General features: G+C 70.7%; 20 protein-coding genes. 13 read left to right on the forward strand and 7 right to left on the reverse strand.

The annotated features are described in order from the left end of the window. Nucleotides 1-3 precede the first annotated feature (3 nt). From VJ976_RS10285 to pknB, 4 genes are read left to right on the forward strand one after another with little or no spacing between them, the layout of a single operon-like run. Nucleotides 4-1,338 carry a PP2C family protein-serine/threonine phosphatase gene (locus tag VJ976_RS10285; protein ID WP_324100128.1) on the forward strand — a complete coding sequence of 445 codons (1,335 nt, stop codon included), beginning with the start codon at nt 4-6 and terminating at the stop codon, nt 1,336-1,338. After that, complete coding sequence (locus tag VJ976_RS10290) at nt 1,335-2,720, forward strand: FtsW/RodA/SpoVE family cell cycle protein (protein ID WP_324100129.1); 1,386 nt, start codon at nt 1,335-1,337, stop codon at nt 2,718-2,720. The genes VJ976_RS10285 and VJ976_RS10290 overlap by 4 nt, the downstream gene beginning before the upstream one ends. Further along, nucleotides 2,717-4,177: a penicillin-binding protein 2 gene (locus tag VJ976_RS10295; protein ID WP_324100130.1), complete on the forward strand. Its 1,461-nt coding sequence runs from the start codon at nt 2,717-2,719 to the stop codon at nt 4,175-4,177. Before VJ976_RS10290 ends, VJ976_RS10295 begins: the two co-directional genes overlap by 4 nt. Continuing rightward, the gene (gene pknB, locus VJ976_RS10300; RefSeq protein WP_324100131.1) at nt 4,170-6,371 is read left to right on the forward strand and encodes a Stk1 family PASTA domain-containing Ser/Thr kinase; all 2,202 of its coding nucleotides are present in this window, start codon (nt 4,170-4,172) and stop codon (nt 6,369-6,371) included. Before VJ976_RS10295 ends, pknB begins: the two co-directional genes overlap by 8 nt. On the opposite strand, the gene VJ976_RS10305 is transcribed toward pknB, so the two are convergent. Next, the gene (locus VJ976_RS10305) at nt 6,368-7,132 is read right to left on the reverse strand and encodes a DUF881 domain-containing protein (RefSeq protein ID WP_324100132.1); all 765 of its coding nucleotides are present in this window, start codon (nt 7,130-7,132) and stop codon (nt 6,368-6,370) included. The genes pknB and VJ976_RS10305 overlap by 4 nt on opposite strands. A 74-nt stretch (nt 7,133-7,206) precedes the next feature. Here VJ976_RS10305 and VJ976_RS10310 point away from each other — a divergent pair, with 74 nt between their 5' ends. Beyond that, complete coding sequence (locus tag VJ976_RS10310) at nt 7,207-7,512, forward strand: cell division protein CrgA (protein ID WP_414693619.1); 306 nt, start codon at nt 7,207-7,209, stop codon at nt 7,510-7,512. Between the two features lie 7 nt (nt 7,513-7,519). On the opposite strand, the gene VJ976_RS10315 is transcribed toward VJ976_RS10310, so the two are convergent. From VJ976_RS10315 to VJ976_RS10325, 3 genes are all read right to left on the reverse strand, one after another. Next, entirely contained in the window at nt 7,520-8,575 is a 1,056-nt protein-coding gene (locus VJ976_RS10315) for a zinc-binding dehydrogenase (RefSeq protein ID WP_324100134.1), read from the reverse strand. Nucleotides 8,576-8,660: 85 nt separating this feature from the next. Beyond that, nucleotides 8,661-9,398, reverse strand: a complete 738-nt coding sequence (locus tag VJ976_RS10320) for a rhomboid family intramembrane serine protease (protein WP_324100135.1) — start codon at nt 9,396-9,398, stop codon at nt 8,661-8,663. Between the two features lie 177 nt (nt 9,399-9,575). Beyond that, nucleotides 9,576-10,094 (reverse strand): peptidylprolyl isomerase, encoded by a 519-nt coding sequence (locus VJ976_RS10325; RefSeq protein WP_324100136.1) that lies wholly within the window; start codon nt 10,092-10,094, stop codon nt 9,576-9,578. Between the two features lie 126 nt (nt 10,095-10,220). Here VJ976_RS10325 and VJ976_RS10330 point away from each other — a divergent pair, with 126 nt between their 5' ends. The 6 genes from VJ976_RS10330 to VJ976_RS10355 all read left to right on the forward strand — a co-directional run bounded on the left by VJ976_RS10330 (nt 10,221) and on the right by VJ976_RS10355 (nt 17,545). Then, nucleotides 10,221-11,255: a hypothetical protein gene (locus tag VJ976_RS10330; protein WP_324100137.1), complete on the forward strand. Its 1,035-nt coding sequence runs from the start codon at nt 10,221-10,223 to the stop codon at nt 11,253-11,255. 177 nt (nt 11,256-11,432) lie between these two features. Further along, complete coding sequence (locus VJ976_RS10335) at nt 11,433-13,526, forward strand: acyltransferase family protein (RefSeq protein WP_324100138.1); 2,094 nt, start codon at nt 11,433-11,435, stop codon at nt 13,524-13,526. Nucleotides 13,527-13,559: 33 nt separating this feature from the next. Continuing rightward, complete coding sequence (locus tag VJ976_RS10340; RefSeq protein ID WP_324100139.1) at nt 13,560-14,780, forward strand: ATP-grasp domain-containing protein; 1,221 nt, start codon at nt 13,560-13,562, stop codon at nt 14,778-14,780. A gap of 13 nt (nt 14,781-14,793) precedes the next feature. Next, nucleotides 14,794-15,732, forward strand: a complete 939-nt coding sequence (locus tag VJ976_RS10345; RefSeq protein WP_324100140.1) for a hypothetical protein — start codon at nt 14,794-14,796, stop codon at nt 15,730-15,732. After that, the gene (locus VJ976_RS10350; protein WP_324100141.1) at nt 15,729-16,910 is read left to right on the forward strand and encodes an alpha/beta hydrolase-fold protein; all 1,182 of its coding nucleotides are present in this window, start codon (nt 15,729-15,731) and stop codon (nt 16,908-16,910) included. The genes VJ976_RS10345 and VJ976_RS10350 overlap by 4 nt, the downstream gene beginning before the upstream one ends. 56 nt (nt 16,911-16,966) lie before the next feature. Then, on the forward strand, nt 16,967-17,545 hold the full coding sequence (locus VJ976_RS10355) for an NYN domain-containing protein (protein ID WP_324100142.1): 579 nt from the start codon (nt 16,967-16,969) through the stop codon (nt 17,543-17,545). 19 nt (nt 17,546-17,564) lie between these two features. Here VJ976_RS10355 and VJ976_RS10360 read toward each other — a convergent pair whose 3' ends face one another. Together VJ976_RS10360 and asnB are read right to left on the reverse strand one after the other, a co-directional pair. Then, nucleotides 17,565-18,950 (reverse strand): amidase, encoded by a 1,386-nt coding sequence (locus VJ976_RS10360; protein WP_324100143.1) that lies wholly within the window; start codon nt 18,948-18,950, stop codon nt 17,565-17,567. A gap of 73 nt (nt 18,951-19,023) precedes the next feature. After that, nucleotides 19,024-20,556: an asparagine synthase (glutamine-hydrolyzing) gene (gene asnB, locus VJ976_RS10365; protein WP_324100144.1), complete on the reverse strand. Its 1,533-nt coding sequence runs from the start codon at nt 20,554-20,556 to the stop codon at nt 19,024-19,026. A 377-nt stretch (nt 20,557-20,933) separates the two neighbouring features. Between asnB and VJ976_RS10370 the strand changes: the two genes are divergently transcribed. Together VJ976_RS10370 and VJ976_RS10375 are read left to right on the forward strand one after the other, a co-directional pair. Then, nucleotides 20,934-21,683 (forward strand): hypothetical protein, encoded by a 750-nt coding sequence (locus VJ976_RS10370; protein ID WP_324100145.1) that lies wholly within the window; start codon nt 20,934-20,936, stop codon nt 21,681-21,683. 212 nt (nt 21,684-21,895) lie between these two features. Then, on the forward strand, nt 21,896-22,513 hold the full coding sequence (locus VJ976_RS10375) for a class F sortase (protein WP_324100147.1): 618 nt from the start codon (nt 21,896-21,898) through the stop codon (nt 22,511-22,513). 73 nt (nt 22,514-22,586) lie between these two features. Here the strand turns inward: VJ976_RS10375 and VJ976_RS10380 are convergent. Beyond that, nucleotides 22,587-24,195, reverse strand: a 1,609-nt coding sequence (locus tag VJ976_RS10380) for a cell wall-binding repeat-containing protein (RefSeq protein WP_324100146.1), incomplete at its 5' end; no start/stop codon positions are given.

Raw genomic sequence — 24,195 nt, forward strand, 5'->3', positions numbered from 1 at the left:
GCCGTGGCCATCAGCCTGTCCTACGCCGCTCGCTCGCACATCGGCCTGGGCACCAAGTCGCGCAACGAGGACTCGGCCTACGCCGGGCCCGAGCTCCTGGTGCTGTGCGACGGTATGGGCGGTCACGCCGCAGGCGACGTGGCCAGCTCGCTGGTCCTCGGAGAGCTGGTGCACCTCGACGGTGAGGGCGACGGTGCCGACGACATGCTGGACGTGCTCAAGGACAGCATCGCCAAGGCCAACGACCGGCTCGCCGAGGTGAGCCACGAGTCCGCCGACTCCTCCGGCATGGGGACCACCTGCATCGCCATGCTGCGCTCGGGCACCAAGCTCGCCGTCGCGAACATCGGCGACTCGCGCGCCTACCTGCGCCGCGGCAACCGCGTCACCCAGATCACGCGCGACCACTCCTTCGTCCAGCAGCTGCTCGACGAGGGCCGCATCAACGCCCAAGAGGCGTTGCACCACCCGCAAAGGTCGTTGGTCACTCGGGTGCTGACGGGCAAGACGGACGACCACCCCGACCTCAGCGTCCGCGAGCTCCGCTCGGGTGACCGGCTGCTGCTGTGCTCCGACGGCGTCACCGACTACGTGGCCGAGGACACCGTCGCGGACATCCTGCGTAGTCCGGGCAGTGCCGGGGACATCGCCGACCAGCTGATCGCGATCTCCCTGCGTGCCTCCACCCGCGACAACATCACGGTGGTGGTCGCGGACGCCGTCGAGTCCGACGGCAGCACCAAGCCGCAGGTGGTCGGGGCCGCCAGCCAGCGCCGGGGGCCGCACCGCACCGAGGGCGGGGTCAGCACCCCGGCCAGCCGAGCGGCCGCGCTGTCCCACCGCACCCACGATGAGCCCGAGGCCCCCGAGCTGGCCGAGGAGGGACACGCCGGCCCACTGACCTGGCTCCGACGCGGGTTGGTCACCGTGGCGGCCCTGGCGGTGATCGCCGCGGCCGGCTACGGCACCTTCCTGTGGAGCCAGGAGCAGTACTTCGTCGGTGAGTCCGAAGGCAACGTGGCGATCTTCCGCGGCCTGTCCCAGGACCTCGGCCCCTGGAGCCTGTCCGAACCGAGCACCGTCACCGACGTCCGCGTCGACGAGCTTCCGCCGTTCTACCAGGAGCGGGTCTCCGCCACCCTGTCCGCTGACGACGAGCCGGACGCCGAGTCGATCGTCACCGAGCTGCGAGGCCTCATCGAACGTGACTGCACTCCCATCCCCGTCATCCCCCCGGACGTCGGCCAGTCCGGAGGTCGCTCGCTGCCCGTCCCCCCAGGCACCGAGCCCCCCGCCGACCAGATCGAGACCGTGCTGCCCCCGGGGTGTGAGGAATGAGCCTGTCCCCCAGCATCGTCACCGACGTCCGCCCGCGCACCGGCCGCTGGACCGAGCTCGCCCTGCTGGTTTTCGCCGTGGGCATCGTGATCCTCGCCTACGTCAACGTCGCCCTGGCCACCAGCGGCACCATCCCGGCCAACCTCGTCGCGCAGGCCAGTGGCTTCCTCATCCTCGTGCTCGGATTGCACCTGGTGATCCGGTGGCGGGCCCGGTACGCCGACCCGCTGCTGCTGCCCATCGCGACCCTGCTGAACGGGCTCGGACTGGTGATGATCCATCGCATCGACATCGGCCAAGGACTCGAGCAGGCCGAGGGTGTGGCCACCCGACAGCTGCTGTGGAGTGCCCTGGCCATCGTGCTCGCCGCGGTCGTTCTGTACTACCTCCGCGACCACCGGCTGCTGCGGCAGTACAGCTACCTGGCCATGGCCACCGGGTTCGTCCTGCTGCTGCTGCCGATGCTGCCGCTCATCGGCCACGAGGAGAACGGCTCGCGGCTGTGGGTCAAGATCGCCGGCTTCACCTTCCAACCCGGTGAGATCGCCAAGATCGCCCTGACCGTCTTCTTCGCGGGGTATCTGGTGCAGACCCGCGACGCGCTCTCGCTGGTCGGCACCCGGGTTCTCGGCCTGCAGCTCCCGCGCGGGCGCGACCTCGGCCCCATCCTCGCGGCCTGGGGCCTGTCGGCTCTGATCCTCATCGCGCAGCGGGACCTCGGCTCCTCACTGCTGTTCTTCGGCCTCTTCGTGGCCATGCTCTATCTGGCCACCGAGCGCATCTCCTGGGTGATCATCGGACTGTCCTTGTTCGCGGCGGGGGCCTACGTGGCCTGGACCCTGTTCGGTCACGTCAAGGAGCGGGTCCAGCTGTGGCTGGACCCGTTCCAGTCGGGCCTCAGTGACCAGGTCGCCAAGGGGTTGATGGGCATGGGCCACGGCGGGATCTTCGGCACCGGCCTCGGAGAGGGCTACCCGCAGGAGACCTACTTCGCCAACAGCGACTACATCGTGGCCAGCTTCGGTGAGGAGCTGGGGATGATCGGGCTGTTCGCGATGATCCTGCTCTACGCGTTGCTCGTCGAGCGCGGGCTGCGCACCGCGATCGGGGCCCGCGAAGGGTTCGGCAAGCTGCTGGCCGCCGGGTTGGCGTTCTCCATCGGTCTGCAGTGCTTCGTGGTCATCGGCGGGATCACCCGCGTGATCCCCCTGACCGGCCTGACCACGCCGCTGCTGTCCGCGGGCGGCTCGTCGTTGGTGGCGAACTGGATCATCATCGCCCTCCTGCTGCGGATCAGCGACCATGCGCGCCGGCCGGTCTCCGAGCGCGTTCCGGAGGCGCCCCACCCCGCCGAAGCCGAGCTGCGGGCGAGCACGCGATGAACACTCCGATCCGCCGCCTCGCCGTGCTCGTCTTCGCGATGTTCGCCACCCTGCTCATCGCCACGACCTGGATCCAGTTCGTCCAGGCCGACGAGCTGCGCGACCGCCCGAACAACCGGCGCACCCTGGTGGAGAACTACAGCCAGGACCGGGGGCCCATCCTCGCCGACACCACCACGGTGGCGCAGTCCGAGGCCACGGACGACCAGCTTCAGTTCGTCCGGACCTACCCCGCGGGGCGGCTCTACTCGCACATCACCGGCTACTACTCGTTCACCTACGGCGCCAACGGTGGCCTGGAGCGCTCGCGCAACGGACTGCTCTCGGGCACCGATGACTCCCTGTTCTACAAGCGCATCGTCGACATGGTCACCGGCACACCGCCGCAAGGCGCCGCGCTCGAGCTCACCGTGGACCCGAAGGTGCAGGAGGCCGCCGAGAACGCTCTGGGCGAGCGACGCGGTGCTGTCGTCGCGCTCGACCCCGGCACCGGGGCGATCCTCGCCCTGGTCAGCCACCCCTCCTACGACCCCAACGAGCTGTCCTCGCACAACCTCAGCGAGGTGGACGCGGCGTTCGAACGGCTCGGGGAGGACCCGGCGCAGCCGCTGGTCAACCGGGCCATCGAGGGCGACCTCTACCCGCCGGGCTCGGTCTTCAAGCTCGTCGTCGCTGCCGCCGCCCTCGAGTCCGGGGAGTACACCGCCAGCTCGACCCTGGAGGGACCGCAGACCTACACCTTGCCGGGCACCACTATCGAGCTGCCGAACTTCGAAGGCGGCCGATGCGTCTCCAGCGACCAGATCAGCCTGGCCGACTCCATCCGCGTGTCCTGCAACACCTCCCTGGCCTGGCTCGCCGGGCAGCTGGGGGCCGGGTCCGTGCGCGAGCAGGCCGAACAGTTCGGCTACTCCCAGTCGGTCGAGATCCCGATGCCGGTCACCCCCAGTGTCTACCCCGCCCAGGTCAGTGCCGCCGAGCTGGCGCTGACCGGCATCGGGCAGCACGAGGTCCGGGTCACACCGATGCAGGTGGCCATGACCACAGCCGCCATCGCCAACGACGGCCAGCAGATGAACCCCTTCCTGGTCGAGAGTGCTCGCGACAGCGACCTGGACGTGATCGACGAGACGGACCCCCGCCCCTTCGCCAACCCCATCTCCTCCGAGACGGCACGAGCACTTCGCGACATGATGGTCGAGGTCGTGGACGACGGGTCGGGCGCGGCCGCGGCCATCCCCGGCGTGGAGGTCGCCGGGAAGACGGGCACGGCCGAGTTCGGCAGCGAGGGGGCGGCACACGCGTGGTTCACCGGCTTCGCACCCGCCGACGACCCGCAGATCGCGATGGCGGTCATCGTCGAGAGCGCCAGCGGGAGCTGGTCGGGGCAGAGCGGTGGGACGGTCGCTGCCCCGATCGGGCGCACGGTCCTGGAAGCGGGGATCGGCGATGAGTGAGGACGAGACCGAGCCGAACGGGGCCCGTTCCGAGCCGGCGCAGGACGACCACACGCCCGCCGTGCGCCGCGACGACACTCCCACCAGTGGCCCCACCTCGTCCCGGTCCGACGACGCGGCCGGTGAGAAGAACGCCGCCGCCCCACGCGTCCTCGGCGGGCGGTACGAGGTGGGTGAGCTCATCGGACGTGGGGGCATGGCCGAGGTCCACCTCGGCCACGACCTGAGGCTCGGTCGGTCGGTGGCCATCAAGATCCTGCGCAGCGAGCTGGCTCGGGACACCTCCTTCCTCGCGCGGTTCCGCCGCGAGGCGCAAGCCGCCGCCGGGCTCAACCATCCGGCGATCGTGGCCGTCTACGACTCCGGAGAGCAGGAGGTCACCGAGTCCGGCGGGGCGTCGGTCCAGGTCCCCTACATCGTCATGGAGCGAGTCGAGGGCAGAACCCTGCGAGACGTGCTGAACGACGAGCAGGTGCTGGACCCGGACGAGGCAGCCCGGGTCACCGCCTCGGTGCTGTCGGGCATGGCATACGCCCACGACAAAGGCATCGTCCATCGCGACATCAAACCCGCCAACGTGATGATCAGCCGAGCAGGGGCCGTGAAGGTCATGGACTTCGGCATCGCGCGGGCACTGGCCGACACGGCGGCCACGATGACCCAGACCCAGGCGGTGCTCGGCACTGCGCGCTACCTCTCCCCGGAGCAGGCGCAGGGCAACGCGGTGGACGCCCGCTCGGACCTGTACTCCGCGGGATGTCTGCTCTACGAGCTCTTGGCCGGCCGCACGCCCTTCCAGGGTGACCCGGTCGCGTTGGTGTACCAGCACCTGGGCGAGGCACCGAAACCACCCTCGGAGTACCAGGCGGACATCCCGGAGGCCTTCGACGCCATCGCCCTGCACGCGCTGGCCAAGACGCCCGAGACCCGCTACCAGAGCGCTGAGGAGTTCCGTGCTGATCTGATGGCGGCCCGCGCCGGGTCACCGATCAGCACCGCCGCCGCCACCACCGGAGCTCAGGCCAAGCGCACCTCCTCCCCGTCGGCCACCAGCCGGCTGGCCTCAGGTGGCCTTGCCGGCGGGGCTGCGGGAGCGGTGGCCGGTCGCGCCTCGCGGCCGGGGGCAGCCACCGAGGCGGTGCCGACCTCGGGGGAGGGGCGGCCTCCGGGAGCCGGGCGCTCACCGGCCGCCGCCAACGCAGCCGCAGGTGGTGTCGCGGGCGCAGCGGTGCCCGGGCCCAGGCGCGGCGAGGACTGGGAGCGCACGGATGAGATGCCGGTCCGCGAGGAACGTCACACCGGGGGCTACTGGGTACTGGGCACCCTGGCGTTGTTGGCGCTGGCAGCGATCGGCTTCGTCGTCTTCCAGGTGCTGGGCCCCTCCGAGGATGACACCGCTGCAGTGCAGGTGCCGTTCCTCATCAACATGGACGTGGCCGAGGCCGAGCAGGCCCTCGCCGAGGCAGGGCTGGAGTCCGAGGTCGAGCGCGAGGTCTCGTCCGACCCCGTCGACGAGGTCATCGACCAGGACCCGAGCGCCAACACGACCGTGGACGAGGGCTCGAGCGTGACGGTGACCGTCTCCAGCGGGCCGGACGCGATCGAGATCCCAGACGTGGTCGGCTTCACCGAGGAGGCGGCCCGCAGCCGTCTACAGGCCGAAGGTCTGAGCGTGGCCTCGGAGACCGACGAGGTCAACGACGTCGACTTCGCCGCGGGTGAGGTCGTCTCGACCCAGCCGCAGGCTGGAGAGTCCATCAGCCCCGACGACGAGGTGAGACTCACCCTGGCCAGCGGCCTGGTCGAGGTGCCCGACGTGGTGGGTCAGGACTCGGGCGATGCCTTCGCCACGTTGCGCGAGCTGCGGCTCTCACCCGCCACGACGTTCGAGGAGTCGAGCCAGTCCTCACCCGGCACCGTGCTGGACCAGTCCGCGGACGCGGGTGAGGAGGTGGAGTACGGGGCACGGATCACGCTCACCGTCGCGCAGGCGCCGGTGCCCACCGTGACCCAGACCCAGACCCAGACCCAGACCCAGACCGTCACGGCGCCCCAGGACGAGACCGTTGACGAGCCGCCGCCCGAGCCCACCACGGAGGAACCGGCGGCGACCACGGAGCCTCCCGAGCCCACCAGCGAGCCGACCGAGCCCACCAGCGAGCCGACCGAGCGCACCGGCACAGACGGGGGTTAGCGCGGATCCGAGGCGCTGGCGAAGTCTGGGCGGGGGACACTGCCGAACCCGGGCATCCGGAGCTGTTCCACCGGCTCCACGACGTAGCCCAGGCCCAGCGCTTCGGACCAGCCCCGATAGTCCTGCACCACAGGGTCCTGCTCCAAGGACTCCATCATCGAGTCCGTGTCTCCGATGGCGGCGATGCGGTAGGGCGGGGAGTACACCCTCCCTTGCAGGTACAGGGTGTTGCCCACGCACTGCACCGCACTGGTGGCGACGACGCGTTGGTCCTGGATCATCATGGCTTCGGCGCCGCCGGCCCAGAGGGCGTTGACCACCGCCTGGACATCTTGCTGGTGGACGACGACGTCGTCGACGCTGTAGCCGCGAGGAAGGGTGTCCAGGGAGTATCCGGCGTCGTCGAGGACGACGCGCAGACCGGGGCCTCGCACCGGTCCCATCCCCACCAGCGGAGCCAGCGCGTCCACCTCGCGGCTCGCTCCGACCAGTGAGCCCTCCTGGCCTCCGCTGCGCTCCAGCGCGCGGACCTGCGTGGCCAGCTCCGCGGCCTGGTCGGCCAGACTCTCCACGGCCACGTTGCGCTGTTGGACCAGTCCCGCCAGGTCCGCAGGCTCGGCGAGGCTCACCGACTCCGAGCGAGCCAGCGCCGCCGAGGTGCCGAACAACAGACCCGCCACCAGGGCCATCACCGGCACGGCGTAGCGCCAGCGCCGCGGACGCGCCGCCGGCTGCTCGCTGGCGGAGGAGCGGGAGGTCATGGCAGGTCCAGAATAGGCATCTCGACCCCCTATCCTGGTCAGACCGCCACCACCTCGACCTAGGAGCCATGCTCGTGCCCGAGTCATCCGGCCGCCCCGGCTCGAAGAAGTCCGCCGGGCGCACCACCTCCTCGGCGTCCGGGGCGCAGGACTCCCGTCGCGGCCAGCGCGGGCGTCAGGAGCCCAAGAAGCAGCGCATCGGCAACCCGCAGTGGTTCGTGCCGGTCATGTCCGGCCTGATGATCCTCGGGGTGCTGTGGGTGGCGACCTTCTACATCTCGGCCGGCCAGTTTCCCGTGGGCAGTATCGGCTACTGGAACCTCGGCATCGGCATGGGCCTGATCATGGCCGGTTTCATCATGTCGACCCGCTGGAGGTAAGGCACGCTCAGGCGTGCGGGAGCAGCACGATCTTCCCGACGTGGCGAGAGGAGGCGAAGGCCTCCTGGGCCTCGTGGATCTCCTCCAGCCGGTAGCGAGCCGCGATCGGCGGCCGCACCGAGCCGCCCCGGGCCAGCTCGGCGAGGTGCGCGAAGTCCCGGGGGCTGTGCATCGAGGAGCCCACGAGCCGGATGCTGTGCAGGTACAGACGCCTCAGGTCGAGCTCGACGACGGGCCCGGCGATCGCTCCGGCGATGACCCAGCACCCGTCGTCCCGCACCCGCGGGAGCAGGTCGCCCAGGCCGGGTCCGCCGACGACATCGGCCACCACATCGAGACCGTCCGGCACCAGGTCCCCCACCAGGTCGGCCACCTCCCCCTCGTCGCGGCACACCGTATGGTGCGCTCCGACCTCGAGGACCGCGTCACGCTTGGCGGCCGTGGTCACCGCCACCACCGTGGCCCCTGCCGCGTCAGCCAGCTGCACCAGGGCCACCCCGACCCCACCCGAGGCCCCGGTGACCAGGACGGTGTCGTGCTCGCTCACGTCGGCCCGGCGCAGCATCCGCGCTGCGGTGCCGAAGGCGACCGGCAGGCACGCCAGCTCCTCGTCGCTGAGCGGCGAGTCGTGGACGTCGTGGACATGGTCGGTCCGGGCCACCATGTAGCCGGCGAACCCCCCGTCGTACTCGCTGCCCTGGTACCCCACCGGCATCGCGTCCGGACCGTCCGAGCCGTAGGCGGCCGGGTCGACCAGCACCCGCCGGTCGACCCAGGTCTCGTCACGCTCGTGACCCGCGGCGACCACGACGCCCGCCACGTCGCCGCCTTGCACCCGAGGGAAGTCGATCGGACCCATCCCACCGGACTTCGCGTCCGGGTCGCCCGGGACGCCGTAGGCCCCCTGACGCGTCCAGAGGTCGGTGTTGTTGACGCCGGCCGCACTCACCCGGACCAACACCTCGCCCTCGCCCGGATCGCGGACCTGCCACGACGACTCGAGAGTGAGGGCCTCGGGGCCGCCGTGGTGAGTCAGGACGGCAGCGCGCGTCGAGGTCGGCATGGCTGGATCCTCGCACCCGGGGAGGGGGCTGTCGATCCACAGGCCATCCACAGATCTGGGGATAACTACACCGCTGTGATTCGGGTCAGAACCCCTGCACGATCGAGATACGCCACGCGGCTGCGGCCAGCAGCAGCACGGCGACGAGGGCGAACCCCGGCCACACCAGCGCGCGACGACGCCGCGCCACGCGGTCTCGACCACTCGCGGCGGTCACCGCCAGGATGCCCGCCAGGGCCGCCCCGGTGACCGCGCCTCCCAGGTGCGCCTGCCAGGCGATGTTCGGCAGGACGAAACCGAGCACGCCGTTGATCAACAGCAGGGCGAGGATCCCGCCCGTCTCGCGCCCGAGTCGCCAGTTGAGCACCAACACGGCCGCGAACAGGCCGAACACGGCCCCCGAGGCGCCCACCGTGGGGGTGAGCCATCCTTGCGGCACGCTGGCCAGCAGCACCACACCCACCGACCCGCCCAGCGCGCTGATCAGATAGAGCAGCACGAAGCGCAACCGCCCCAGCATCGGCTCCAGGTACTGCCCGATGACGTACAGGGCGAACATGTTGAAGGCGATGTGCAGCAGTGAGCGCGGCGAGTGCAGGAAGGCCGCGGTCAACGCCCGCCACGGCTCGTCGGCCGCGACCACCGGCGCGAACTGCAGCTCTCGGGTGACTGTCGGGCTGACCAGCTGCAGCACGTACATGCCCACGCACACCCCGATCAGGGTCAGCGTCGCTCGCGGCCGGCCACCGGCGGCGCGGGCAGGCGCACCGAACCGCGAGGTCGCGCGGGGGGCCTGCTTGGTGGCCTGCTCGACGCAGTCCACGCACTGCACACCGACCGCCGCCTGCCTCTGGCACTCCGGACACGTCGGACGCCCACACCGCTGACACCGCACATAGGCCACCCGGTCCGGGTGGCGCGGACAGGTGGGTGGAGCGTCGGTCGACATCAGTGCCCGCGGCGGAACAGGGCGAGCCCAGCGACCCCTGGCACGTCGCGGCTACTCCTGGACCGAGACGCTCTCGATGACGACCGGCTCCTTGGGCTTGTCCCCCCGGCCCGTCGGCACGGCCGCGATCGCGTCCACCACGGACTTGCTCTGCTCGTCCGCAGCCTGGCCGAAGATCGTGTGCTTGCCCTGCAGCCACGGGGTGGGCTCCACCGTGATGAAGAACTGCGACCCGTTGGTGCCCTTGCCCATCCGCTTCCCCGCATTGGCCATCGCCAGCTTGTAGGGCGACCCGAAGTCGCGGTCCGGGCTGATCTCGTCGTCGAAGGTGTACCCGGGCCCACCCACTCCCTCACCGAGCGGGCAGCCGCCCTGGATCATGAAGCCGGGGATGATCCGATGGAAGATCAGCCCGTCGTAGTAGGGCTGGGGGTTGGAGCGGCCCGCGTCGTCGGAGAACTCCTGGGTCCCCTGAGCCAGACCGACGAAGTTGGCCACGGTCTTGGGGGCGTCGTCCTCGAAGAGCGTCAAGGCGATGTCCCCGTGGTTCGTATGCAAAGTCACGTTCATGCCCGCCATCCTCCCACGCGTGCTCGCGGCGCTCGCGACACGCCGGACGCCCGGGCATGCTCAGGTGGCCTCCGCGTCCCGGACAAGGCAAGATGACCGGTGACCCACACTCCAGGAGGATTGCCCGTGTCCGCACGAACCAAGGCCGACGAGGCCAAGGCCAAGGCTGCCAAGAAGTCCCGCGTCAAGGCCGAGAAGACCTCCGCCCGGGCGAAGAAGGCCGGGCACGCCACATCGGCCCGTGGGCAGCGCGCGAAGAACTCTGCGCTCTCCTCGGCCTCCCGCACCCTGGGCTCAGCGTCCGAGGCTCTCAAGCCGAAGGCCGCCGCCGCCGCTGTGGCCGCAGCCGCCGCCGCCAAGGAGGGCACCGGTGCCGCCCGGGTGGCCGCGCTCGAGCGCACCGAAGGAGCGCGGGCGGTGGCAGCCGAGCGCACCGAGGGTGCCCGGGTGGTGGCCCGTGAGCGCGCCGGGGTCGCCGCCGAGAAGGCGGGCCACGCGCGTGACTCCGCCGTGGCTGGCCTGGACCGCGGGATCGACAGTGCCGTGCCGGTGATGCAGCAGGGGGTGCATGGTGCCGGCGACAAGGTCGACAAGGCCCGCGACGTCATCGTCGACGACCTCCTGCCCAAGCTCGAAGAGCTGCTGGGCAAGGTGCAGACGTCCAAGGACGAGATCCTGGCCAAGCCCGAGGGAGCCACGGCCGTCGTGACCGGAGCCCCCAAGAAGGAGCCCAAGAAGGGTGGCGTGCTCATCGCCCTCGGCCTGCTCGCTGCCGTCGGCGCCGGCGTGGCGTGGTACCTCAACCAGCAGCAGAGCACCGGAGGCGACGACACCGACCCCTGGGCCGGCACCACCGACGCCGGTGCCGGTGCCGCACCAGCCGCTGCCACTGCTCAGGACGCGGTCGACCAGGAAAGCTCAGGAGAGGGTGGGCAGGACGCTGCCGCCGCCTCCGGGCAGCCTGCCGAGCCCGCTGGAAACCCTGACGCGAGCGAGGAAGAGTCCGGCGACGCCGTGGGGACCGCAGTGCAGGACGCCCCCGGCCCGGACCGCGTCGAGCACGAGGCCGGCCAGGACGGGTCGAGCACCGACCTCGAGGGCGACGCGGATGTCGACCACGACGCCGAAGAGTCCTCCGGCGAGGGCAGGCACCGAGCCTGAGGCTGCCCACGATCTGAACCAGACAGCCGCAGCGGCCCCGGTGGACTATCCACCGGGGCCGCTGCGGGCCCGACCCCGGGAATCGGTCCTCGCCAGCGTGGCGTGCCCGTAAGACCGCCGCAGCCTCCTAGGCTCGGCGTGACAGGGCTGACCGGTTCGGCGGTGGGGAGGTTGGGCATGTCCGAGCAGGCACAAGGGGCCACCTCGGGCTCGGCGCTGCTCGCCCCGCCGTCCTCAGCGCCCCGCACCCACAGCCTGCCGGTGACCCCCACCCCACGCCGTCCGGAACCACCCCCACCCCCCCGAGGTCGACGCGGTCCCCGTGGCCCGCAGGGCCTGCGCCCACGGCCCGGTCACATTCCCGGGCTGGACGGCCTGCGTGGCCTGGCGATCATCGCCGTGCTGGTCTACCACTTCACCCCCTCGGTGCTTCCGGGTGGCTTTCTGGGCGTCGACGTGTTCTTCGTCGTCTCCGGGTTTCTCATCACCACCCTGCTGCTGCGCGAGCTCGACCATCGAGGTCGGATGGACCTACCTCGGTTCTGGTTGCGCCGAGCGCGCCGGCTGGTGCCGGCCCTTGTCGTCGTCGTGGTCATCAGCGTCGCCGCGGCCCGGATCATCGGCGGCGACCTGCTGGTGGCGATCGGTCGACAGACGCTCGGCGCGCTGACCTTCTCGACCAACTGGCTCGAGATCTCGGCGGGCGCGAGCTACTTCTCCGCCACAGCGCCCCTGCTGTTCGTGAACTTCTGGTCCTTGGCGGTCGAGGAGCAGTTCTATCTGCTGTGGCCCTTCGGGCTGGTGTTGACCCTGCTGCTGGCCCGGAGTACGCGCAGCAGGCTGGCGGTGGTGATCGCCCTGGCCCTGGCCTCCGCGGTCGCCATGGCAGTGATCTTCGTCCCCGGCCAGGACGCCAGCCGCGTGTACTACGGCACCGACACCCACTCCTTCTCGCTGATGTTCGGCGTGGCGCTGGCCCTGGCGTGGGCCGGGCCGGAGCGCGCCTGGCTGCACACGGCGTGGTGGCGCCGCTGGCGGGGCCTCTGCGTGAGCGGGTCCGTGGCGGTGCTGCTGTTGCTCATGGCCACCCTCGACGACATGTCGAGCTGGACGTTCCGGGGCGGCATCGTGCTGGGGGCCGCGGCCACCGTCGTCCTCATCGCCGGGCTGCTGGAGCAGCGCAGCCCGTGGCGGTCTGCGATGGGCTTCCGCCCGTTGACCTGGCTGGGCCGGCGTTCCTACGGGATCTACCTGTGGCACTGGCCGGTGCTCATGATGGCCTTCGCCCTCTTCCCCGTGGCGCCGGGCACGTCGGCGTCGGCGGTGCTGCTCACCTCGGCCCTGGTCGTGACCCTGGCACTGGCCGCGGCGTCCTTCGCCTGGGTTGAGACCCCCATCCGACGTCAGGGGTTCGTGCAGCCCACGCGTCGTGCTCTCGCCTGGCTGTCCACCCCGTGGCAGGTCTCCCGCGCCCCACGCCTCATCGCGGGCGCTCTGAGCGTCCTGCTCGTCCTGGTCGTCGCCGCCGTCATCACCGCCCCCGACAAGTCGGCCACGCAGCGTCAGATCGAGTCCGCCCAGACCCAGATCGGGCAGGAGCCCGCCCCATCGGAGGCTGCGCTGCAAGCAGGGGCCGCCCTGAGCGTGGTGGAGGCCTCCCGTGAGGCAGCCCAGGCCTTTCCCGAGTTCTCCCGCGCCGGAACCGCGAAGGACCGGACGGACGGGGCCGCCACCCCGTCCCAGGACTGGGGATACCGCAAGGACGACGACGGCCTCCTGGTGCCGAAGGGCCGTCAGCTCACGGCGATCGGAGACTCGCTGGTCGTCACCAGCGCCGACGGCCTGACCTACCGGTTCCCCCGGACGAACTACGTCGCCCAGTCCAACCGGCAGTGGAAGGACGCGAACGCCGTGCTGACCCAGGCTCTGGACGAGGGACTGGTCCGGGACAACGTGGTCGTCCATTTCGGCACCAACGCCGGGGTCAAGGAGCAGCAGCTGCGCAGCTTCCTGGACCAGCTGGGACCGGGCCGTCGCGTCGTCCTGATGAACATCTACGGCCGTCTGAGCTTCACCGACTCCTCCAACACCATCATCGGGCGCGTCGCCAAGGACTACCCGATGGTCACCGTCGGGAACTGGAACGCAGCGGCCACCAGGCAGCCAGGTACCTTGCAGTCCGACGGGATCCACCCCGATATCGAGGGGATGCACGTGTACGCCGACGTCGTCGCGGAGAGCTTCGACCGCTTGGCGCGCTCGGCGAACTGACCGTCCACCGGGCGGTATGGCAGGCTCGGTGCCGTGAACATCGTCTTCGTCGAGCCGCACTTCCCGAAGAACCAGCGGGAGTTCGTCCGGGCGCTGAGCGAGGCCGGGGCCTTCGTGATCGGGGTGGGTGAGACACCGGCCGACTATCTGGACGAGCAGCTGAAGTCGTGGATGGGCCACTACGAGCAGGTCGGCTCGGTCACCGACGTGGACCAGATGACCGAGACGGTCCGGCGCATCCAGGGCTGGGTGTGGGTGGACCGTCTGGAGGCGACGATCGAGTCGCACACCCTGCCCGCGGCGCTTGTCCGGGAGGCCACCGGAATCCCGGGGGTCTCGGTGCGCACGACATGGCTGTGTCGCGACAAACCGTCGATGAAGCACGCACTGCGCGAGGCCGGTGTGCCCACCGCGGCCTCCACCGGAGCCGACAACGCGCAGGAGGTCCGTGACTTCGCCGCTCGTGTCGGCTACCCGCTGATCCTCAAGCCCCGCGACGGCGCCGGAGCCGCCGGCACGGTGCGGGTGAGCGACGACGGAGCGCTGGACGCCGCCCTGAACGAGCTCGGCTCCAGCACCACCTCGATCGCGGTCGAGGAGTTCGTCGAGGGTCACGAGGGCTTCTACGACACCATCAGCATCAACGGCGAGCCGGCGCTGGACTTCGGCTGCCACTACTTCCCGAACGTGCTCGAGGCGATGCGCCACCGCTGGATCTCCCCGCAGTACATCTCGACCAACCGCATCGACAGCGGAGGGCTGTACGACGAGATCAAGGAGATGGGCCGCCGCGTGTGCGCGGCGCTGGGCATCACGACCGCGGCCACCCACATGGAATGGTTCCACGGACCCAAGGGGCTGAAGTTCAGCGAGATCGGGGTGCGTCCACCCGGGGTGGGCTGCTGGGACCTCTACAGCGCCGGCAACGACATCGACGTCTACCTGGCCTGGGCCCGGGCCGTGCTCTACGGCGGGGTGGACCTGCGGCCCAGCCGCAGCCACTCGGCCGGGATCATCGCCCTGCGGCCCGAGCGGGACGGGAGCATCACTCACTACTCGGGGTTGGAGGACATCGAGAACCGGTTCGGCCGATGGATCCTGGACGCGCACCTGCCTCCCTCGGGCACCCCCACCCAGCCGGTGGAGAACGGGTTCATGGCCAACGCGTGGATCCGGATGCGCCACCCCGACTTCGACGTGCTGCACTCCATGCTCGACGACGTGGGTCGGACCGTCCAGGTCCACGCCTCCTGAACCCCGGACACCGATGCCCACCGATGCCCACATCACGCTGCTGGGACCGCAGCGCACCCCACGCCTCGGACAGGTGGTGGCCGCCCTCGGCCTGAGCGACGCCCGCTTCGGCACCATCAACGCCGGCTGGCGCGAGCGTGAGCCCGACGACGAGCTGCTCTCGGAGACCCTCAACCACAACACGGTCAACCTGCGCCTGTGGCACCGGATGCAGCAGGTGTGGGAGTCCGACCCCGAGCTGGCGCAGGCGGACGCCGAACGCCGCCGGGTCATCGAGGAGATGCAGGAGCTCTACCTGCTCGGTCTGGACCACGCGCTCTGCGCGCTGCTGGAGCTGCAGAGCCATGCGCCGCGGCACCCGCGCGTGCGGGAGACCGCGATCCAGGACGCGGAGGCCATCGTGCGCGACCTGGACCGTCGGCACCTGCTGCGGATCGATCAGGCCTACGGCGAGTTCTGGGACCGCTGGCGCCCGCATGAGCGTGACTCCACCGCCCGGGCGCGCGAAGCCGTGGCCCGCGATCTCGCGCAGACCCAAGCCGTGGTCATCACCGGCGGTCACGTCGGGGTGCTGCTCGGAGCGCTGCACCTGTTCAACATCGGACCTTCGCTGGACGTGCCGGTCATCGCCTGGGGCGCCGGAGCCATGGTGCTCACCGAACGTGTCGTGCTGTTCCATGACCGCGCCGCGCACGGGCCGGCCGTGGCCGAGCTCTACGGCACGGGCCTGGGTCTGGTCCGGGACACGGTGGCCCTGCCGTCACCGCGCGAGCGCCTCAGCCTCGGCGACCGGCATCGCATGGGTCTGCTCGCCCGGCGCTTCCAGCCGGCCCAAGCCCTGCTGCTCGGCAGCGGGGTCAGCGTCCACATCGGCTACGACGGTCGGCTGCCATCCGGCGCCCCCGTGCTGCTGGCCGACGGCTCGGCAGGGACTTTCGAGGGGGCAGCGTGAGCCTCACCACTCCCGCGCGGTTCAGCGCGCGCCGGCGCACCAAGCTCGCGATCAACCGGCTACGTGAACGCGGCGATGTGGACGAAGCCGCCATCGACGAGTTCCTGGGCAGCAACACGGTGCCGATCATCGAAGGTGCCCACTGCACCTTCGTGTTCCGGGGCGATGCCGACGCCGTCCATGTCATGCATCGCATCGTCAACCAGCCGCAGCGGGTGCCGATGAAACGGCTCGGGCGGACCTCGCTGTGGTGGGTGACCATCGAGCTGCCCGAGGGCTCACGGGTGGAGTACCAGATCAGCACCCAGGTCGGCCAGGACACCGCCCAGTTCAACGATCCGCTCAACCCGCACATAGCGCACAGCCCGGTCGGCTCGTCATCGGTGTGTCAGGCGAGCGGGTACGAGACGCCGGACTGGGTCTTCCACGATCCCGACGCGCGACCCGGGGACATCCACACGGTAGAGCTGGAGTCCAAGGCGCTGCGGCGCCGCACCGAGAGCCGCGTCTACCTGCCCGCGCGGTACCGGAGCAGCTCGGCATACCCGTTGCTGGTGGTGCACGACGGCGACGACTACCTCAACTACGCGGCGATGAAGACGGTGCTGGACAACCTGATCCATCGCCTGGACATGGCCGAGACCATCGTCGTGTTCACCAACCCGGGCGACCGGCTCACGGAGTATCCCAACAGTGCGGCCCACGCCCGTCACCTGGAGAGCGAGCTGCTGCCCCACCTGAACGAGCGACTCCCCCTCATCGACCGTCCGCAGGCCCGGTGCCTCATGGGGGCGAGCTTCGGGGCGGTGGCCTCACTGTCGGCGGCATACCGCAAGCGGGACCTCGCCGGCTCCCTGCTGCTGCAGTCCGGGTCGTTCGTGTTCACCGACATCGGCGACGACCACGGCGGGGGCGAGGCGTTCGACCCGGTGGTGAAGTTCATGAACCGCTACCGCGCCGCTCCCCGGATGGTGGCCCCCCGCATGTTCATGTCCTGCGGGGTGTACGAGCCGCTCATCGTGCACAACCGCTCGATGGTGCCGGTGTTCGAGAGCACCGGCGCGACGGTGCGGTACGTCGAAGCGCGCGACGGGCACTCGTGGGAGAACTGGCGCGACCGGTTGCGTGACGGTCTGTCGTGGATCTTCCCCGGCCCGCAGAAGTATGTCTACGAGTAGCGTGGACCTTCCTCGCGGAGCCGCTCGGGCTCCGCGGCCTCGAGAAAAGAACCGTCATGAACTCACCCGCCACGGGGTCGGCGCCGGGAACGACCTATGTGCTCATCGACGGCGAGAACATCGACGCCACGCTGGGGAACTCCATCCTGAACCGCCGGCCCAACCCCGAGGAGCGGCCGCGCTGGGACCGGCTGCTCACCTTCGCCCAAGCGCAGTGGGAGCAGCCGGTCAAGGGATTGTTCTTCCTCAACGCGAGCTCGGGCCTGCCGATGGGCTTCGTGCAGGCGCTGCGGGCGATCGGGTACGCGTGCGTGCCGCTGTCGGGCAGCGGCGAGGACAAGGTCGTGGACATGGCCATCCAGGCCACTCTCGAGGCGCTGGCGGACCGGGACGACGACGTCATGCTGGTCAGCCACGACGGCGACTTCCTGGACGCGCTGGGCCCGCTGGTCGACGGGGATCGCCGGGTCGGGCTCATGGCCTTCGAGGAGTTCCGCAACAACGGCTTCGCGCCGCTCGAGGCGCGGGGGATGCGGTTCTTCGACCTGGAGCACGACGCGGGAGCCTTCAACGCCCCCTTGCCCCGTCTGCGCATCATCCCGATCGAGGAGTTCGACCCGCTGCAGTTCCTGTAGCCGGAGGTGACCTGGGCGTTCAACCGCAGCGACCGGCCAGCTGGAGGAGGGCGGCGTCGGTACCGGGGCTGCCCATCAGCATGGCCCCCGTGGGCAGCCCGGTGGTCGGCGCCGGGACCGACAGGGCGGGCAGCCCGGTCAGGTTGGCCACCACCGTCCAACAGTCGGTGTAGGGCGCGGCCAGCGGGTCGGCCAGATCCTCGGCGCTGACCTCACCGTGCAGCAGCGGGGCGGTAGTCGGCATCGTGGGGGACACCAGCACCGGGCACCGGCGCAGGGCGTCGCGCATCTGGGCCGTGAGGCGGCGTCGCCTCTCGTCGGCCTGCTGGAGCGCTCCAGGGTCCGCGTCGCGCACCTGTTCGGCGTACTCGTGGCGCCGGGTGAGCTCCTCCCCGGCCCGTCCCGTGCGCACCCAGGGCGCCAGCCACTCCAGCGCGGCCACCGAGGTCAGCACCATGTAGGCGTCCAGCGCGTGCGGCGCGTCCGGCACCGAGACCTCGCACACCTCGACGCCGTGACGGGCGAGCACGTCCAGCCAGGCACGGAAGGGTTCGAGCACGTCCGGGCGGTTTCGCTCGCTGAGCAGCTCGCGAATGACGCCGACCTGGCGCACGGGGCTGGCGGGGGTGAGGCCCCCGGCCATCGCGGACAAGGCGGCTCGCGTGTCCCCGATGTTCCGGGCCAAGGGGCCCGCCCGGTCCAGACCGCGGGCGAAGGGAGCCACGCCGTACATCGGGACCAGGCCCGGCGAGCTAGCCATGCCCACCACGCCGCACTGTGAAGCCGGCTCGCGGATCGACCCTCCGGTGTCCGTGCCCACGGCGATGGGGGTCACGTGCGCGGCGACGGCGGCCGCGCATCCACCCGAGCTGCCACCGGGACTGCGGCGGGGATCGACCGGGTTGCGGGTGGGGCCGTAGGCGGAGGTCTGGGTCGAGGCTCCCATGGCCAGCTCGTCCATGTTGGCCCGCCCGAGCAGGATCGCGCCGCGGTCAACGAGCCGCCGCACCACCGGGGCGTCCATGGCGGCGAGCGCGCCGTCGTGGGCGAGGGACCCGCAGGCGGTGACCTGCCCTGAGACGTCGATGTTGTCCTTGACCACGAAAGGGACCCCGGCCAGCGACCCGGGGCGGCTGAAGCGGTGTCGGAGGGTGGCGTCGAGCGCCCCGGCCGCGCGAAGGGCCCCGTCGGCGTCGATGAGGGTGAAGGCGTTGAGCCGCGGGTTGACCTCGTCAAGGTGCTCGAGGTGAGCCGCCACGACATCAGTAGCGCTGACCTCACGCGCTGCGACCAGCTGGGCGAGCTGCACTGCCGTGAGGTGGTGCAGGCCCTCGGGGCGATCCCGCTTGGCCACCTCGTCGGAGGTGGCCTCCGCATGGCCTGCGGCCCTGTCCGCTGTGTGCATGCGCACATGCTGACAGGCGCGCGTTTCTCATGGGTCACGGCGAGCGGGGAGAGAGGGCGCGCCGGGTCCACCGTCAGGCCGTGGCGAAGCGCCCGAGCACCTGCTCGGCGCGGATGCCCCCGAGATGCTCGTCGAACATCCGTTGGTAGCCCAGCTCCTCCCGGCTGCGGGCCGGTGGAAGACCAGAGATGCTCACGCCTTCCCAGTCCTCGTCCGGCACCATCCGCGCGGCCTGTCGAGCCATGACGTCGGCGGTCCCGGACCCGTCGCCGAACTGTTCCTTCCGACGCCACAGGATGTCATCGGGCAGCCACCCCACGAAGGCCTCACGCAGGAGGGCCTTCTCCTGCGCCTGCTCCTGGCCGTCCTCACCGAGCAGCTTCCACTCCATCGGGATGCGCTGGGCCAGAGCCAGCATCTCCTGCGACAGGAACGGCACCCGCGCCTCGAGGCCGTGCGCCATGGTCACCCGGTCGCAGCGCTGCAGGTTGAGGTGGTGCAGAGTGTCCACGCCGTCGGCGAGGGCCGTCCGGAGCTCGTCCACGTCCATCTCACGCAGGTGGTGGTATCCGGCGAAGATCTCGTCGGCCCCCTCGCCGGTGAGCACCACCTTCAGGTGCCGGGCTGCGAGCTCGGCCAGCAGGAAGTTGGGAACGGCACTGCGCACCAGGGACGGCTCATAGCTCTCGATGGAGCGCACCACCTCGGGCAGCACAGCAACGACGTCGTCATCGCTGTAGACGCGCTCGTGGTGCTCCAGGCCGAGGTACTCGGCCACCCGGCGGGCCGCGGCGAGGTCCGGGCTGCCCTCGGTGCCGGCCGCGAACGAGCGCACCACCGCCCCGGGTCGCGACATCCGGGCCAGGACGGCCGCCACGATGCTGGAGTCGAGCCCACCGGAGAGGAACACGCCGACCGGGACGTCGGCCATCATGCGCTGGCGCACCGCGCCTTCGAACGTCTCGCGGATGGCCTGCCGGGCCTCCTCGCGGTCGGAGAAGAGGGGTGCGTCGTGGTGGCCGCGGCTGAGCGGGTCGGCCCGCAGGTCGACGTACGGCCGGAGGCCCTCGAGCGCAGTCCAATGGTGTCCGGGCGGGAACTCCTGCACCACCCCTCGCAGCCGGGGTGGGAACGCGGCCAGCTCGGAGGCGGCCAGGACCCGGCCATCCACGTGCGCCCAGTACAGCGGCTTGATGCCCAGGGGGTCACGTGCCAGCACGACATCCCCGTCGCGGGAGGCGGCGCAGAAGGCGAACATGCCGCGCAGCCACCGGATGCCTCCGGTGCCCTCGATCTCGACCAGGTGCAGCAGGACCTCGGAGTCGGAGTCGGTCAGGTAGGTGCCACCCAGCTGGGCACGCAGGTCGGCGTGGTTGTAGATCTCGCCGTTGGCGACCACCCATCGCCCCCGGTGCGGGTGGTGCAGCGGCTGCTCGCCGCCGTCCAGGTCGACGATGGACAGTCGCGTATGGCCGAGCCACGTGGGCCCGACCTGGCGGGTGCCCGAGCCGTCCGGGCCGCGGTGGTGCAGACGGGAGAGCATCTCATCGCCCAGCCGACGACCTTCGCCGATACGGTCGGCGTCAGGGCGTGTGTCGTACACCACGGCAATCCCACACACGGCCGCCACTTCCTCACCGGTCGGAGAAGCCCATCGTATGCCGCTGCCGGACCGGCCTCTGACCCCGGCACCGGGGCCTTCCAGACCAGGCGTAGTCATTTTTCCAATGTGAAGAAGGCATGTGGCTCTACGGGCCCATGGGGCTCCGGCTCACGTTCTGGCCTCCGAGCCGATTGAGCCGGGTCGCCATGATCCCTTGTGCGAGAGCCCGGACCGAGAGGAAGAAATGGGCGAAAATTTGACGAACGAAAGATAACGATTCACTAAAGTCGTTAGGTAAGAAGCGCCATTGAGGCTACCTTGACCGCGGATCGGGTTCCAGGGCCGGGGCGGCCCGCTTGGTCCTGCGAAGGGGAATTTTAATGCGAAAGTCTCTTGCCGTCCTGGGTGCCTTGGCGCTGCCGCTGGCTTTTCCGGCCGCTGCTCTGGCTCAGTCCGACTCCACCACCTACGTCGCCGATCTCGGCGAGCTGAACGGCTCCGGCGCCAGTGGCACCGCGACCGTCACGCTCTCGGGTGACCAGCTCACCGTCGAGATCGAGGCCGATGGCCTGGTCGCCGGACAGCCGCATGCGCAGCACTTCCACTACCCCGAGGGTGGGTCGGCGACCTGCCCCGACTCCAGTGCTGACGAGAACGGCAACGGCCTGATCAGCACGCCGGAAGGGGTGCCGTTCTACGGCGGGATCGTGGCCTCCCTCACCACCGAGGGTGACGCGGGCCCCGACAGCGGCCTGGCGGTGGAACGCTTCCCCACCGCTCCGGGGGGTAGCGAGTCCTACAGCCGGACGTTCACCGTGCCCGAGGGATTCGACGCCGCTGAGGACCTCGGCGACACCGCCGTCGTGGTGCACGGCATCGACGCCAACGGCAACGGCGAGTACGACTTCGACGCAGCCGGCGAGAGCGAGCTGGACCCGAACCTGCCGGCTGAGGCCACTCACCCCGCGCTGTGCGGCGCGCTCAGCCCGGCCGCCGACGGTGGTGTGGCCAGCGGCCTGGGCGGCACCAACGGCGTGCAGGACACCGCGCTGATCTTCGCGGGTCTGGGCAGCCTGGCCGCCGCGGGCGGTGTCGTCGCCTACTCGCGCCGCAGGGGTCAGCAGGCGTGACGCGACTGGTGCCTCGGCTGGGGCGGAACGAAGGTGAGCGGCGCCGCGAGGTGCCGGTCACCGGGTCCGCTCAGCCGGGGCACCCCAGCGGTCGCGGTCGCCACTCCTGGGGGAGTGTGGCGACCGCGACCATCCTGGCAGCGATCGGTGTGGGTTGCCTGGGTGTCGCTGCCGCCGGTCAGCAGGCTCCACCCCCGCCGGTGCCGGGGTCGGTGGCCTCGGCCGCCCTCGATCCGACAACCCGTGACCGTGCTGCGCAGCCGGAGTCGGCAAGCCCTGGGCAGAAGCCCACGCTGCCCACCCCTGGAGTCGCCGCAGCCGAGGCCGGGAGGTCCGCTCCGGAGCCGTCCGCATCGGCTCGACCAGCTATTGACGCGGCCGAGGTCTCAGCTCCCGAGCGCCTTCGCGTGCCGTGGCTGGACGTGGACATCGCGCTCGACGAGCTCGGCCTGGACAAGGATGGCACCCTGGAGGTCCCCGAGAGCGCCCAAGACGTCGGGTGGTTCTCTGCGGGCACGGCGCCGGGAGGCACTGGCGCCGCGGTGCTCACCGGTCACGTCGACTCCGCGAAGGGGCCGGGGGTCTTCTACCACCTCTCCCTGCTTCCGGAGGGCGCCCAAGTCTTCGTCGACCGGGCGGACGGCAGCACCGCGGTGTTCGAGGTGGACCGGGTCGCCGCGTATCGCAAGGACAAGCTGCCTACCGCCGAGGTCTACTCCTCCCCTGGCAGCAGCCTGCGGCTGGTCACCTGCGGTGGCGACTGGGACGACAAGGCCGAGAGCTACCGCGACAACGTGGTCGCCTACGCCGAGCTGGTCGACATCCAGTGACGCTGCGCTGACCCACCTCGCCTGACCGGAGCTCTCGGGCGTCTGGCCGACGTTCTGCTCTCGTGGCCAACGCTCACTCTCGCGTCAGGCCGAGCTCAGCCAGGACGCGGTCGTTGACCACCCCGGGGCCGCCGACGACGTAGATCGACGACAGGCTCAGGCGCTCCAGCGCCTCGGTGGTCTGGCTGGGCACGCTTGTCGAGTCGGTGAGCACCAGCGGGGCCCCCTGCCGACCGGCACGAGCCGCGGCGACGAGCGCATCGGGGTAGGCCGAGCCGGAGGCGACATACGCCCTCCTGCGGCTGGCGGGGTAGAGCCGCGAGACCGCCTCGGCGGTGCCGTAGCGGTTGGGGCCGGACACGCGAGTGAAGGTTCCGGTGTCGCTGTACCGGGCGGCTTGGCGGGCCGTCGAGGTCGAGACGGCGCCGGAGCCCCCGAGCACGATGAGCCGACCGGGCGACAGGCGCTCCAGCTCCTCAGCCATCGAGGCAGGCAGGGAGCCGGGCTTGGTGAGCAGCAAGGGGGCGTTCTGGTGGGCGGCCAGCGCCGCGCCGGCCAAGGCGTCGGGATAGTTCTCCCCGCTGGCTAGGTAGACTCGTGGCACGTCCGGGGGGTAGTCCGAGACGACCTTGGCCGCCGTCGTATACCGGTTGGACCCGTCGATGCGTTGCACGCCGTTGGAGGCGTACGGCTTCAGCTGGTTGAGCACGGTGCCCGAGACCGCTCCCGGCCCGCCGACCACGATGATGCGGCCTGGGTCGAGCCGGCCCAGCGCCTGCGCGGTCGCCGATGGCAGCGAGTCGGGCTCGGTGATGAGCAGCGGGGCGTCGGGCACGCCACTGCGAGCGGCGGCCGTGAGCGCGTCGGGGAAGTTGCGGCCGGAGGCGATGTAGGCGACATCGACCCCCGCCGACCAGGCCCTCGCCGCAGCCGCGCTGGTGGCGTAGCGGTTACTGCCGGAGATGCGGGTGGCCGGCTGCACGGTGGGCTCGTCGCTGAAGGTGAAGTACTCCGAGAACAGGCCGTTGCTGTACGTGGGGTAGGCCCGGGCGAAGCGCAGCTGTGAGCCGGTGACGTCTCGGTAGGTGTAGCGGCCGGCGTCGTCGTAGCCCTCGATGCGCGCGCGTTCGATGCGGCCGCCGAACTCGCCGTCGCCGTCTCGCTCCAGCACTTGCACCCGCTCGACCCAGTCGATGCCGAACGTCGACTCCAAGGTGGAGACGGGCAGCTCGCCCGTCCAGGTGTGGCGCTTGTTGGCGGCGACGTCGTCGTAGACGTCCGGGTGGGCGGAGAGGTAAGGGTGAGCCGAGGAGGCGGCTGCGGTGTGGCCACCGGAAGAGGAGTGGAACATCGTCGTGGCCAGCCGCCGGCCCCAGCTGAACGGGTAGGTCAGGACCTCTCCGTTGGTGTCGCGGACGGCGGCGTTGGTGCTGGAGTACTCGTACGAGGTGACTCCGCCACTCGAGGTGCGAGTACCGCGGCCGCGGTAGACCTGGCAGGCCGTGGTGTCGCAAGTGTCGTAGGTGCTCGTGCCACCCACGCCTCGGGCGGCGTACGTGCGGGCGCTCACCGACTGGCTGCGCAAGGCGGCAGCGTGGAACGAGGTGGGCATCTCCGAGGGGAGGACGGAGCGCAGGTAGGACTGCATGGGCAGCCGGTTGACCGTCTGCAGGGCGGTGCTG

Origin of the sequence: Ornithinimicrobium sp. (assembly GCF_035267225.1) — a bacterium.
Classification (GTDB): Bacteria; Actinomycetota; Actinomycetes; order Actinomycetales; family Dermatophilaceae; genus Ornithinicoccus.

What these genes read in the sequence shown, in the direction of transcription:
- VJ976_RS10305 (WP_324100132.1), bottom strand. Translation starts at nt 7,132, where the DNA reads ATGACCTCCCGCTCCTCCGCCAGCGAGCAGCCGGCGGCGCGTCCGCGG.
- VJ976_RS10370 (WP_324100145.1), top strand. Translation starts at nt 20,934, where the DNA reads ATGCGAAAGTCTCTTGCCGTCCTGGGTGCCTTGGCGCTGCCGCTGGCT.
- VJ976_RS10360 (WP_324100143.1), bottom strand. Translation starts at nt 18,950, where the DNA reads ATGCACACAGCGGACAGGGCCGCAGGCCATGCGGAGGCCACCTCCGAC.
- VJ976_RS10335 (WP_324100138.1), top strand. Translation starts at nt 11,433, where the DNA reads ATGTCCGAGCAGGCACAAGGGGCCACCTCGGGCTCGGCGCTGCTCGCC.
- VJ976_RS10295 (WP_324100130.1), top strand. Translation starts at nt 2,717, where the DNA reads ATGAACACTCCGATCCGCCGCCTCGCCGTGCTCGTCTTCGCGATGTTC.
- VJ976_RS10345 (WP_324100140.1), top strand. Translation starts at nt 14,794, where the DNA reads ATGCCCACCGATGCCCACATCACGCTGCTGGGACCGCAGCGCACCCCA.
- VJ976_RS10355 (WP_324100142.1), top strand. Translation starts at nt 16,967, where the DNA reads ATGAACTCACCCGCCACGGGGTCGGCGCCGGGAACGACCTATGTGCTC.
- pknB (WP_324100131.1), top strand. Translation starts at nt 4,170, where the DNA reads ATGAGTGAGGACGAGACCGAGCCGAACGGGGCCCGTTCCGAGCCGGCG.
- VJ976_RS10290 (WP_324100129.1), top strand. Translation starts at nt 1,335, where the DNA reads ATGAGCCTGTCCCCCAGCATCGTCACCGACGTCCGCCCGCGCACCGGC.
- VJ976_RS10315 (WP_324100134.1), bottom strand. Translation starts at nt 8,575, where the DNA reads ATGCCGACCTCGACGCGCGCTGCCGTCCTGACTCACCACGGCGGCCCC.
- VJ976_RS10325 (WP_324100136.1), bottom strand. Translation starts at nt 10,094, where the DNA reads ATGAACGTGACTTTGCATACGAACCACGGGGACATCGCCTTGACGCTC.